The sequence below is a fragment of the Solwaraspora sp. WMMD792 genome (genome assembly GCF_029626105.1).
In the GTDB taxonomy this organism is placed as follows: Bacteria; Actinomycetota; Actinomycetes; order Mycobacteriales; family Micromonosporaceae; genus Micromonospora_E.
In genome coordinates this window covers 6,116,607-6,129,206 of the sequence record NZ_JARUBH010000009.1, presented here as the reverse complement: position 1 = coordinate 6,129,206, position 12,600 = coordinate 6,116,607, and the positions used below count along the sequence as shown (strand labels likewise).

The following is a 12,600-nucleotide window of genomic DNA, read 5'->3' as shown; positions in this document are numbered from 1 at the left end:
TCTTGTCGTATGGCGGTCAACCGTTCGTGGCGGCATGTCGGCGGTAGCGGCCGGGTGGTTGGCCGTGGAGGCGGGCGAAGGCGCGGTTGAAGGCGAACTCGGAGGTGTAGCCCATCCGGTGGGCGATGGTGGCGACCGGCAAGGTGGTGTCGCGTAGCGTGCGGGCGGCCACGTCGAGGCGCCAGCGGGTGAGGTAGGTCAGTGGCGGTTCGCCGACGTGGCGGGTGAAGCGCCGCACAAGGGTGGCACGGGAGACGTTGACCGTCGCGGCGAGGGTGTCCAGGGTCCAGTCGTGACCGGGTCGCTCGTGCAGCACGGCCAGAACCTGCGCGGTGAGCGGGTCACGTAGGCCCCGCAGCCACGATGGGTCGATCGTGTCACCTTCGGTGTCGAGCCAGGCCCGCACGACGTGGATCAGCAGCAGATCGAGCAGGCGTACCGCAGCGGTACCCGAGCCGGTGGCGGCACCGCTGCGGGTTTCGTGGGCCAGCAGATCCAGAACCGAGCGCAGCCACGGTCCGCTCGCCGGTTGGGCGGTGGCCACGTGCAACACCGGCGGCAGCAGTCCCAGCAGGGGGTGGACAGCGGCGGCGTAATGGTAGCCCGCGCACAGGATTCGGGTCCGTCCGCCGGGCCCGTCGAGCACCAGCTCACCATTGGGACGGATGAGGCTGCGCTTGAGGTCCTCATCGAAGCGGCGCGGCGGCAGACCCGGATCGCTCGCCAACTGGTGACGCGCCCCGGCCGGCAGCAGCACGAGGTCACCCGGGGTAAGTTGGCGCGCCGGCGCGTCGCCGACGCTGAACCAGCAGGTGCCTGCCACCACGGCATGGAACGTGGCACCCTGTCGGTCCGGCAGTTCGATGGCCCAGGGAGCCCGCGCGTCGAAGGTCGCCATCAGGCTCGCGTCGACCCGCGCCAGCTCCAGCACGTCGCCAAGAACATCCACCCGCCACAGTCTAGGTCCGCAAACGACATACGAGCAGGCGGGATGAGACTGAGGGACAAGTGCCCGAGTAGTACGGGCATTCATCATCTCACCGATGAGCGGCAGGGTGGATGGCATGGAGATCACCGGAAGCACCACCGTCATCACCGGAGCCAACCGCGGCCTGGGCCGCGCCCTCGTTGACGCCCTGCTCGAACGCGGCGTCAAGCACATCTACGCCAGCGCCCGCAACCCGCAAACGGTCCGCGTCGACGAGCGGATCACGCCCGTCGCCCTCGACGTCACCGACCGGGCCGCCATCAAGCGGCTCGCCGCCCTGGCCACCGAAGCCGACCTGCTGATCAACAACGCTGGCGTGGCGGCGTTCGCCCCGGCCCTGGACGCCGACCCCGACGGGCTGGCCCGGGAGTTCGCCGTCAACTTCACCGGCCTCTACGACATGGTCCGAGCGTTCACTCCCGTACTGGTGAAGAACAAGGGCGCACTGGTCAACGTGCTGACCCTGCTCGCGTACGCGCCGGCACCGCCGATGGCGGGTTACTCGGCGTCCAAGGCCGCAGCGCATTCGCTGACCCTCGCCTTGCGACCGGCACTGACCCGAGCCGGGGTCAGCGTGCACGGCGTCTACCCCGGCGGTATCGACACCGACATGCTGGCCGGCGTGGACACGCCCAAGGCGGCACCCCGGGCCGTCGCCGACGCGATCCTCGACGGCATCGCGTCCGGAGCCGAAGACATCTACCCGGATCCGACGTCCGCGCAGATGAGCGAACTGTGGAACACCGACCCGCGGGCCTTCACCGCGGCGTTCACCGCGATGGGCTCCTGAACATCGCCACGCGGTGCGGGTAGGTCGCGGATTGGTGGGCGGTGGTGGACGGGTTGCCTGAACGGATGGCGGCGTTGCGGTCACCCTTCGGTCAGCGGTTCGACTCGTCCCGCCACGCGATCCAGTCCTTCAGTACGCCGAGGTCGTAGCGCGGCCCGAGCGCGCCGACCGTGAACATCGAGACACCCAGGGCCCGCAGCTGCTCACCGAGCACATCGGGCGTTCCCGCCGGCGTGGGCGCGCCAGCCACCGCAGTCGACACCTCGATCGCGGCGGGGTCGCGGCCCACGTCGGCGCAGTGCCGGCGCAGCACGGCCATCTTGTGCGCGAGGGTCGGCGGGTCGCCGAAGCAGTGCCAGATGTCGGCGTGCTCGGCCACCAGCCGCAGGGTCCGGCGTTCACCGGCGCCTCCCACGAGGACCGGGATCGGCCGGGTGGGCGGCGGGTTGAGCCGGGTCCATCGAGCCCGGATCCGGGGCAGATCCCCGCTCAGGCGGTCGAGGCGCCCTCCGGCCGTGCCGAACTCGTAGCCGTACTCCTGATAGTCCCGTTCGCACCAACCGGCACCGATGCCGAGGACGAGCCGGCCCTCGCTGATGTGGTCGACGGTGCGGGCCATGTCGGCGAGCAGGTCGGGGTTGCGGTATCCGGTGCAGCTGACCAGTGTGCCGATCTCCACCCGGGAGGTCGACTCGGCCCAGGCACCAAGCATCGTCCATGCCTCGAAGTGCCGGCCGTCCGGATCGCCGTCGAGCGGGAAGAAGTGGTCCCAGTTGAAGATGATGTCGACGCCGAGCTCCTCGGCCGCCACGGCGGCGTTGCGGATCTGGCGGTACTCGGCGTGCTCCGGCTGAATCTGCAGGCCGATTCGTATGGGCCTGTACATGTCGTTTCCTCCCATCGTCACGGGCGTCGTGCCAAGGCGGGGGCGATGGTCAACGCCCGGCTCCGGGCCGCCGCACCGCTCGCGCGGACGCGGTGCGGCCCTGGCTGTCGGCCGGCTGTTGCGGGCGGCGGTACTCGGTGAAGTGCTCCTCGCGGAACAGGTCCGGCCACCGACCTCGGTCGAGGCGCAACTCGCGGCCGCGCTGCAGCATGCGTCGCCAGTACGGCTTGACCGGCGGCCACTTGCTTCCGGCCTGGCAGTACGAGGTGTCGATGAAGTAGCGGTCCTTGGTACGCCCGTCCGGCCGGGGCCGCCGGGCGTGGAAGAGTGCCGAGTGCAGCACGACTGTCGAGCGCGCCGGGAGTTGCTCCAGATTGAGCTCACCGGGTAGCACGGTGGTGCCGAGGTGGGCGCGGGCGGTCTTCGCCACCCGCTCCCGGTGCGAGCCGGGGAGCACCACCAGGCTCGACGTCCCATCGTCGAGGCCGTCGAGGTAGTGCAGGGTGTGGACCATGCGGTGGGCCGGGTCGACCTGCGGCCCGTATTCGTAGTCGTGGTGCCAGGCCTTACCGGGGAGTCCGGGTGCCTGGCGGTCGCTGTGCAGGTGGTGGAAGGCGAACGCCGGTCCCAGCAACCGGATGAGCAGGTTCATCAGCGGGGGGTAGGCGATCAACTCGCCGTGCGTCGGCATCTCAAGCTCCATCAGCGGCGGCGTACCGTGCTTGTCCGGATCGACGCAGCTGTCGATCGACCGGGCGCGCAGTCCGTCGTCCACCCAGCGATCCACCTCCTGCCGCAGTCGGTTCGCCAGGTCGACCGGCAGGAAGCCGGGCAGGATCAGATACCCCTGGTCGTCGAACTGGTTCAGCTGGGCGTCGGTGATCGCCGGGTTCGTGAACATGTCCATCTGCAGCGTGGTCACGTCGTCGACTCCGTTCTGTGCGCGGTATGCGCCGCAGCACCGTCGGGCGTGGTTTGGGCCACCTGGCCGGATCCGCATACGCGAGGCAGCACCAGGCAAACCATCGAGCAAGTTTGGCAACAGTTTTGCCATCTGGCAACCCTCGCTCGCGCTGCCTGCCCCCGCTCGTGTTGCCTATCTTTGCCAGATTGGGCAATATGCCGGTATGGGCACCCCACTGATCAGCATCGTGATCCCCTACAAGCAGCGCCTCGACAACGTGCGCATGGTGTTCGCGTCCCTCGCCGAACAGACGCTCGACCGCGCCCGTTTCGAGGTCGTCGTCGGGGCGATCGGGTACGACCACGGCTACCTGCGGCTGTGCCAGGAGTACGCCCGCCACCTCGACATCGCGACCGTGATGGTGGAGCGGCCCTGGAACACCAGCCACGCCCGCAACATCGCGCTGCGGCAAGCGTCCGGCGACGTGGTCGTACTCCTCGACGCCGATGTCATGCTCCCGCCCCGCTGTCTAGAGTCGATGCATCGCCGGTATTTCGCCGACGGGACTGCCCGGTGCGTGGTCGGGCAGTTGATCGGCTACGACAACTTCTCGACGACCGAGGCGGTGGCCGCCGCGCCGTTCAGTCGCCACCGCGCCGTGCTCGCCCGACTGGATGCGACGACCGGGCTGCGGGAGGACCCTCGCTGGCGGTTCGAGCCGGTGACGCTGCCTTGGACGATGGTATGGACCGGTTTCGTCGCCATCTCCGGTGACGTCGTACGCCGGCACGGAATCTACTTCGACGAGGACTTCTGCGGCTGGGGTGCCGAGGACCAGGAGTGGGGCTACCGAATTGCCGCCACCGACACACCGATCCTGCTCGGCACGGACCTCTGCGGCCTGCATCTGCCGCATGCCCGCGACGCGGAGATCAACTTCGCGGCCTTCGCGACCAACAAGGCTCGTTTCCTGGCGAAATGGCCTCGGCCCGACGTCGAGTTGTTCCGGGCCAGCGACTCCTGGGTGGCCAACCGTGAGATTGGCGCGCTCCGCGCCGAGGTAAGCACCGCGCTCGACGGCGCGGGCCAGTCGCTGGGCGTTGCCCGCGGCACCGCAAACGGCGTCGATGTCCTGGTGGTGGGCCTGGCGCTGGACGAGGCCGGCGAACCGGTGGAGGACGTGCTCGACCCGGGGACTCCGCGACAGGTGACGCCGCTGATCGGCCTCGCCCTGCCCTATGCCGATGGCGACCTGGCTGAATGTCGGGTGTTGCCGCGCGTACTGCGGCTGGGTGAGCGTTTCCGGGACATGGTGCTGGCGGAGGCTGCCCGGGTGGCCCGTCGGGTGGAGACACCGTCGCCGTCCGGCAGCTGACGTTGACGACTCAGGCAACTTTTGGCAAAATTTGGCATAAGACACGACTTCCGTCCTGAAAGGGGACTCCGATGTCGCCAGACCCGATCGGCGTCGTGACACTGACCCGGCACCGCCACCAGATGCTGCGCCGCGCGATGGCCTCCGTCCTCGCCCAGGACTACCCGGGTGACATCGAGCACATCATCGTCATCGACGATGATCCGGAGTCAGTGGCGGTGGTGGAGTCAGCCCCGACAGCCCCCGGACGGCGCACCGTCGCGCACCTGGTCGAGCGCTCACCACAGGAGCGCGAGGAGCCGCCGCGTGACCGGCGCTTCGTCTATCCGCGGCTGTCCCGGCTGTTCAACACCGGTGCGCGGATCTCGTCTGCCGAGTGGATCGCCTTTCTCGACGACGACAACGAGTTCGAGCCGCACCACCTGAGCAGCCTGCGCGACCTCGCACGGCAGACGGGCGCCGACGCGGTGCACTCCGGACGCACCATGTGGAACGCCGACGGCACGCCGTACACCGATGAGGTGTGGCACACCTCGTTCACGTACGAGGAGGGCCGGCGGCTCTATCAGCTCATGGTGGACCGGGGCGTCCGTTTCCCGGGGTCGAACGTCGTGATGGACCGTGCCGATCCCGGCATTCGCAGCGCCTCGTTCCGTCCCAGCACGGTCACCGGTCCCGATGATCCGATCATGACCGTCGACCAGAGCGTCTGGCTGCTGCGCCGCGAACTGCTGCTGCGCCTGCCAATCCCAGAGGAGTTCACCGAGGAGGACCACGCCAACAACGTCGCGCCCGACGACAAACTTCTCGGCAGGCTGGTGAGCAACGACGTGCCGATCTTCTCCACCGGCGCGGCGACCGTACGGTACTACCTGGGCGGCGTCTCCAACTGGAAGCAGCGGGAGACCGTGGCCGCGGCCCGAGCGGCTGCGACTGCGGCTGACTGACGGGCACCCGCACCACCCGTGACCATCAACACACTACCAGTGATCGCGACCGTGTCGAAGGGAGCGCTGACAGCGTGCGGATGCATGCCGACCAAGTGGACATCACGGTGGCGGACGTGGCCTGCCTCGTCGCCGAACAGTTCCCCCGGTGGCGAGACCTCCCCGTCCGGCCGGTGACCTCGCACGGCACGGTCAACGCCCTGTTCCGGCTGGGCGACGATGTCGTCCTGCGGTTCCCGCTCCGCCCCGACCCGGGCGCCACCGCACGGGCGTCGCTGGAGCACGAGCAGGACCTCGCGCGCCTGATCGCCCGGCACACCCGACTGCTCGTGCCCGAGCCGCTCGCGGTCGGCCGGCCCGCCGCCGGCTATTCCGGATGGTGGACAGCGTACGGGTGGATCCCCGGTGACACCGTAGAACCGGGCACCGGCGTCGACCAGCTGGAGCTCGCTCGCGATCTCGCCCGGTTCGTCGGTGAGTTGCAGAGCATGGATACCGGCGGGCGCACCTGGCAAGGCCGCGGGCGTGGTGGCCCGCTCACCCGGCTGGCCGAGTCCGTCGATGGCGCGCTCGCCGACAGCGCCGGGCTCGTCGACGTGCGCCGGGTAGCAGAGGTCTGGCGGCAGTGCCTCGCCACCGGCAGGCATGACACCCCGGACGTGTGGATCCACGCCGACCTGATGCCCGGCAACCTGCTGTTGCGCGAGGGCCGGCTGGCCGCCGTGCTCGACCTCGGTTCGGCCGGAATCGGCGATCCCGCAGTCGACCTCATGCCGGCGTGGAACCTGCTGGACGACGAAGGGCGACGGGCGTACCGCTCCGCGCTGCGGGTGGATGATCTGACCTGGGAACGCGGCCGTGGCTGGGCCGTCGCGCAAGCGATCATGGCGCTCCCCTACTACCAGCACACCAATCCGGTGATGGCCGACACCGCTCGACGGACGCTGGCTGCGGCGGTCGCCTGAACGCCTCCTGCGCGGGTGCTGTCCGGTCACGTGTTTTACCAAAACTTGCCATCCTAGTTGCCAAACAGGAACTCCGGTGGCAACGTTATGCATCGATGACCGTTGAGCCACGGACGACGCAGTTCGCACGCCACGTCCGGGCCTACGCCCGCTCGGAGGACCTATGCCCTACGCAGGAGTCTCCTGGAGTGGCGATGGATATCGCCTCGCCGTACTGGACGACACAGGCGAACCGGTGGCCGCGCCGGCCTGGTTCAACGCCGCCGACGTCGACGCCATGATCGATCGACTGCACACGATCGGCGCACCTGCGGTCGTGGTGGACAGCACCAACGGCATTCTGGACGGCCGGATGATGGCGGCCGGCCTCGTCGTGTACCGCGCAGACCCGCATCTGCTGCCACCGCGACCCGACTTCGGCTCGGTGCCCGCCGATGTGCTCGCCCGCGCCGCCTGGCGTGACCTCGGAAGTCTGGTCAGGCTCGACCCCACCCGCGGCACTCAGACCGGCCGGGAGCACGTGCTGCGGCGCGACGAACAGGCCAGCGCCGCTGCGCTCGCCGCGATGGTCGACAAGCACCGCTGCGTGACCCACGGCGACCGGGGGCGGCCCACCCTGGCGCTGACCTTCGACGACGGCCCCGCGCCCGGGTACACCGCCCAGATCCTCGACGTGCTGCGCCGCTTTCAGGTTCCCGCGGTGTTCTTCTGTGTCGGGATGAACGCCGCGGCTCACCCCGATCTGCTGCACCGGATGATCGACGAGGGACACACCGTCGGAAACCACACCTGGTCCCACCCGTTCCTGCCCGAGCTGGCCCGGCACCAGCTGCTGGAACAGCTGGAGCGGACGAACGAGACGATCGAGAAGGCGACCGGCGCGGCGCCTAGGCTGTTCCGCCCGCCGTACGGCTCGCGCACCCCGGAGGTACTCGAGTGGCTACGGCCGGTCGACTCCACGATGGTGCTGTGGGACGTCGAACCGGTCGACTGGGCCATGCCCGGCACCGAGATCATCGCCGAACGCGTGCTCGACACCACCCGCAACGGCTCGATCGTCCTGCTCCACGACGGCGGCGGGGACCGGTCACAGGTCGTGGCGGCCCTGCCCCGCATCATCGAGGGCCTACTGGAACGTTCCTTCCGGTTCGTCGCGGCCGACGAGTTCGTCACCGGCGGGAGGTGAGCCGTGCAGACGCAGGGACTCACGAACTGGGCTGGCTCGGTCGTCTTCGGCGCGGCCCGGATCCATCAGCCAGACACCATCGACGAGGTACGGCGGTTGGTCGCCGGCATACCTCGGATCCGGGCCCTGGGCAGCGGGCACTCGTTCAGCCTGATCGCGGACACCACGCACGATCTGATCCGGTTGGACAGCCTGCCGACGGTGCTGAGCCTGGACGAGCGGAACCGGACCGTCACTGTCAGCGCGGGGATGCGGTACGCGGAGGTGGCCGCGGAGCTGCATCGGGCGGGATACGCGCTGTCGAACATGGCCTCGTTGCCACACATCTCGGTGGCCGGCTCCTGCGCGACGGGAACACACGGTTCCGGAGACACGCTGCGCTGCCTCGCCGCCGCCGTACGGGGCCTGCAACTGGTGGGCCCAGACGGCGAGCTGCGCGAGCTGCGGCGGGACGAGGACCGGATCTTCGGAGGATGCGTCGTCGCCCTGGGCGCGCTCGGTGTGGTCACGGCGCTGACCCTGGACGTCGAGCCAGCCTTTGAGATGAGCCAGCAGGTGCACGTCGGCGTTCCGCTCGACGAGATCATCGGCGAGCTGGACGCAGTCTTCAGTTCGGCCTACAGCGTCAGCGTCTTCACCACGTGGCACAGCGAGGAGGGCTCGGTCTGGCGTAAGCGTCGCGCCGGATGGGCGGAGTCGGGCTGGAACGGCGGTCGGCACGCCGAGCGGCCGATGCACCCGGTCGACGGAGTCTCGCCGGAGTTCAGCACGGAGCAACTGGATCGGCCGGGCCCGTGGCACGAGCGTCTGCCACATTTTCGCCCGGAGTTCATGCCGGGCTCGGGGGACGAACTCCAGTCAGAGTTCTACGTATCGCGCGACCACGCCTCGGCTGCGCTGTCCGCGGTGCGTGGTCTCGCCGAGCAGCTGGCGCCGGTCCTGCAGATCGCCGAGATCCGTACGGTACGTGCCGACGACCTGTGGCTCAGCCCAGCTTACCGTCGTGACTCGGTGACGGTGCACTTCACCTGGGTCAGAAACTGGCCTGCGGTGCTCCCGGTCCTCGCCGAGGTGGAGAAAGCGCTGCGACCCTTCGACGCTCGGCCGCACTGGGCCAAGCTGACCACCCTGGCCGGGCCCGACATCGTCGCGGGCTACCCGCGCGCCGCCGACTTCGCGGAGCTGATGCGGCACCTTGACTTCCCGGGCAAGTTCCGGAACGCATTTCTAGATGATCTTTTTCTGGATGGCGACAAAATCAGCGTAGCCGCCTCCGAGCCGGTCGAGTCACCGACTTTCGGCTAATCGCCAGAATCGCCAGGGTCGCCAGCGTCTGGCTGCAGATTGCAGACAGCACCCCTAATGTCTAAAAAGTCGACTCCGGTCCCATGGTTACAAAATCGGATCGGCGGGTTGGTCGCAACCAGCCAGGGACAGTAGGCTCATAAAGACATCGACACTCATCTTTTCTTTGACCGCTGCAGAACGACAACGGAGTCGCACTGCCGGACATTTCGAGTACCGGGAGAATCAACCATGTCGCATCGCAACCCCGCACGCCTCGTCGACCGTCGACCCACCTCGCCCACCTCGCCCACCTTGCTACGGATAGCCGCCCTCGGCGCGGTCGCCTGCCTCGCCCTCGGAGCCCTGACCGGCACGCTGGGCGCGAATACGGCCACCTCGGCCCCATCGACGGTCGCCTCCGACATCGACTGGCCGTGATCACGACCCGACTCGCACCACCACCGGTGTGCCGCTCCACCTGGGGCGGCACACCATCACGTACAGCACTTGCCAGATGCTTGTCAGAGATTGCCAAAATTTGCCAGATCGCTTAGCCTCGGGTGCGTGCCCACACAGACCACACCGATGACGATCGGGGGAGTTCCATGGCGTATGCAGTGCCCTCCCAACCGTTGATCACCAAAAATCGGCCAGGACGCACTCCGGACGACCCACGGCCGCACGGCCTGGCCGCAGCGCTTCCCGGAACGCCGCCGCTCCTGCCCCAGTCGGTCGACGAACACGTCCGCGCCCACCCTCACGCCACCGCGGTGCAGGGCGAGTCCGACAGCCTCAGCTACCGCGCCCTCGACGATTGGGCGGCGGCTCTCGCCGCACGGCTCACCGCCACAGGCGTCGGCAACCGCGACACCGTCGCCGTGGTGATGGAGCCGTCGGTCGCCATGGTGGCCGCCGTCCTGGCCGTCTGGCGGGCCGGTGCCGCCTATGTGCCGATCGACCCTGCGCAGCCCGACCTACGGGTGGCGGCGGTTCTCGCCGACGCCGCCGTCGCCGCCGTCGTGACCAGCCCGGCCACCGAGCCACGGCTTCGAGCGGTCGGCCGGCCGCTCGTGGTCGCCCACCGTCCGGAGCCGGCCCCACAGCCGGGGCCGGCGGCCGAAGCCAGAGCCGACGATCCCGCCTATGTCATCTACACCTCCGGGAGCACCGGCGAACCCAAAGGTGTGCTCGTCACCCACGGCCAACTGGCCGCTTCCACGGCGGCCCGCCGCCTCGTCTACCCGGGTGCGCCAGCCTTCCTGCTCGTCTCGCCGCTGGCCTTCGACTCCTCGATCGCCGGGATCTGGGGAACCCTGAGCGCTGGCGGCCGTCTGGTCGTAGCAGCAGCCGACGAGGTGCGCGACCCGGAGCGTCTGGTCCGCCTGGTGGGTCACCGCCGGGTGACGCACCTGCTCTGCGTCCCGTCGCTGTACGCGGTGCTGCTCGACGCCGCCGACCGTGCCGGCCCGGACGCCCTGCAGTCGTTGGACACCGTCATCACCGCTGGCGAGGCGCTGCCCGAAACTCTCCTGCGCCGCCATTTCGCCACGCACGGCTCCCGGGTTTACCTGGTCAACGAGTACGGACCGACGGAGGCGACCGTCTGGGCCACGTACCGGCGGTTCACCGGGCCGGCCCCGGTCAGCATCGGCGGTCCGATCCCCGGTGGCCGGGTATATGTGCTGGACGACGACCTGCGCCCGGTCGGCCGTGGCGTCGAGGGCGAGCTGTTCGTAGGCGGTGCCGGCGTCGCTAACGGCTACCTCGGCCAACCAGAGGCAACAGAGAAGGCGTTCCTGCCCGACCCGTTCGACGCGACGCCCGGCGCGCGCATGTACCGGACCGGCGACATGGCGCGCTGGAACGACGAGGGAACGCTGGATTTCCTGGGCCGCCGCGACGATCAGATCAAGATCCGCGGGCACCGGGTGGAACTGGGCGCGGTGGACTCCGCGCTGCGGGCCGTGCCCGGCGTACGGGACGCTGCGGTCCTGCCCGACGAAACGCGGACCGCGATGGAGGCATTCGTGGTCGCGGATCAAGCGGTGAGCGCGGAGAGCGTACGCCTGGAGTTGTCCCGGCAGGTGCCGGCGGCCATGGTGCCCGCCCGGATCCACGTCGTACCGGAGTTCCCGCTCACCGTCAACGGCAAGGTGGACCGTGAGGCACTACGCCGGTACGCCGCACACCCGACCCCGGCGCCGACGGCTCAGCCCACCCGTGACGGCGCCACCGCCCAGGTCGCCGCGGCATGGGCTGAGGTGCTGAAGGTCGCCGACGTCCCGGTCGACGTCAACTTCTTCGACCTCGGTGGCCACTCACTGACCATGTTCCAGCTGCAGGGCGCGTTGGAGCGGCGCACCGGGACGCGGCCGTCCGTGGTGGCGCTGTTCCGGCACACCACGGTGGCAGCCCAGGCGGAGCTGATCGGACGTGGTGGCACCGATGCCGGGCCGGTCGACGACCCGCGTCAGGCGGTCGTGGAGCGCGCCCGAGCCGCGCGGGCCCGGCGGGTGCGGGCATGACGGCCTCCGGCGTGGACCCGCGCATCTGGCTGCAAACCGGCTCCGCCCCGGCGGGCGCACGACGACAACTGATCTGTTTCCCCCACGCCGGTGGCTCGGCGACGATGTTCCGCGACTGGCAGGCCCATCTGCCGGACAGCGTCGTGCACGCCGTCCGCTATCCCGGCCGGGCCGAGCGGATCGACGAGCCAGCGCCGGACGACCTGGTGCAGCTAGCCGCGCGGATCGCCGCAGCGGTACGCCCGCTGGCCGGCAGTCCGCTGGTCTTCTTCGGGCACAGCATGGGCGCGGCCGTGGCGCTGGAAACGGCCCGGCACCTGGAGACCGACGGTATCCCGGTGGCCCATCTGTTCGCCTCCGGGTCACGCAACGCTCCACTGCCGGAGCCGGAGGAGTTGACGGAGGAGGAGCCCGACGACGATCCGACGACGATCGCACGGCTGATCAGCCTCGGAGGTACGGATCCCGAGGTGGCGGCAGACCCCTTCTTCCAGGAACTCGTACTGCCGTACATCCGCAGCGACGGTCGGATGTTCCACGCCTACGTCCGCGCGTTCCGGATGGAGCCGCTGCTGCGCTGCCCGGTCACGACGATCGTCGGGCGCGAGGACGTCGACGCGGACTGCCGGCCGTGGCCGGAGCTCACCCGAGGCCCGTTCCACGAGGAGGTCGTCGCGGGCGACCACTTCTACCTGACTTCTGACCCACCGTTCGGCCTGCTCCGGGCCGGTGCCGCAGTGGGCTGAG

At 69.4% G+C, this 12,600-nt stretch carries 12 protein-coding genes; 9 read left to right on the top strand and 3 right to left on the bottom strand.

What is annotated here, in order from left to right; genetic code table 11:
* Positions 1-16: 16 nt before the first annotated feature.
* A complete protein-coding gene (locus O7629_RS28555) occupies positions 17-958 on the bottom strand; it encodes an AraC family transcriptional regulator (RefSeq protein WP_347403740.1) in 942 nt (313 codons plus the stop codon).
* Between the two features lie 106 nt (positions 959-1,064).
* On the opposite strand from O7629_RS28555, the gene O7629_RS28550 reads away from it, so the two are divergent.
* Entirely contained in the window at positions 1,065-1,778 is a 714-nt protein-coding gene (locus O7629_RS28550) for an SDR family NAD(P)-dependent oxidoreductase (protein WP_347403701.1), read from the top strand.
* Positions 1,779-1,869: 91 nt separating this feature from the next.
* On the opposite strand, the gene O7629_RS28545 is transcribed toward O7629_RS28550, so the two are convergent.
* Together O7629_RS28545 and O7629_RS28540 are read right to left on the bottom strand one after the other, a co-directional pair.
* Positions 1,870-2,664: an LLM class F420-dependent oxidoreductase gene (locus O7629_RS28545; protein ID WP_278173125.1), complete on the bottom strand. Its 795-nt coding sequence runs from the start codon at positions 2,662-2,664 to the stop codon at positions 1,870-1,872.
* A 49-nt stretch (positions 2,665-2,713) separates the two neighbouring features.
* A complete protein-coding gene (locus O7629_RS28540; RefSeq protein ID WP_278173123.1) occupies positions 2,714-3,586 on the bottom strand; it encodes a phytanoyl-CoA dioxygenase family protein in 873 nt (290 codons plus the stop codon).
* Between O7629_RS28540 and O7629_RS28535 the strand changes: the two genes are divergently transcribed.
* The 8 genes from O7629_RS28535 (at position 3,543) to O7629_RS28500 (ending at position 12,599) form a co-directional block, all read left to right on the top strand.
* Positions 3,543-4,943, top strand: a complete 1,401-nt coding sequence (locus O7629_RS28535; RefSeq protein WP_278173122.1) for a glycosyltransferase family 2 protein — start codon at positions 3,543-3,545, stop codon at positions 4,941-4,943. The genes O7629_RS28540 and O7629_RS28535 overlap by 44 nt on opposite strands.
* 71 nt (positions 4,944-5,014) lie before the next feature.
* Positions 5,015-5,890: a glycosyltransferase family 2 protein gene (locus O7629_RS28530; RefSeq protein ID WP_278173121.1), complete on the top strand. Its 876-nt coding sequence runs from the start codon at positions 5,015-5,017 to the stop codon at positions 5,888-5,890.
* An 80-nt stretch (positions 5,891-5,970) separates the two neighbouring features.
* A complete protein-coding gene (locus tag O7629_RS28525; protein ID WP_278173120.1) occupies positions 5,971-6,855 on the top strand; it encodes an aminoglycoside phosphotransferase family protein in 885 nt (294 codons plus the stop codon).
* 163 nt (positions 6,856-7,018) lie between these two features.
* On the top strand, positions 7,019-8,041 hold the full coding sequence (locus tag O7629_RS28520; RefSeq protein WP_278173119.1) for a polysaccharide deacetylase family protein: 1,023 nt from the start codon (positions 7,019-7,021) through the stop codon (positions 8,039-8,041).
* A 3-nt stretch (positions 8,042-8,044) separates the two neighbouring features.
* Positions 8,045-9,346 (top strand): FAD-binding protein, encoded by a 1,302-nt coding sequence (locus O7629_RS28515; protein WP_278173117.1) that lies wholly within the window; start codon positions 8,045-8,047, stop codon positions 9,344-9,346.
* Between the two features lie 231 nt (positions 9,347-9,577).
* Entirely contained in the window at positions 9,578-9,766 is a 189-nt protein-coding gene (locus O7629_RS28510) for a hypothetical protein (RefSeq protein ID WP_278173116.1), read from the top strand.
* Positions 9,767-9,933: 167 nt separating this feature from the next.
* Positions 9,934-11,853, top strand: coding sequence for a non-ribosomal peptide synthetase (locus O7629_RS28505; protein ID WP_278173114.1), 1,920 nt, complete (start codon positions 9,934-9,936; stop codon positions 11,851-11,853).
* Positions 11,850-12,599, top strand: a complete 750-nt coding sequence (locus O7629_RS28500; protein ID WP_278173113.1) for an alpha/beta fold hydrolase — start codon at positions 11,850-11,852, stop codon at positions 12,597-12,599. Before O7629_RS28505 ends, O7629_RS28500 begins: the two co-directional genes overlap by 4 nt.
* Position 12,600 lies beyond the last annotated feature (1 nt).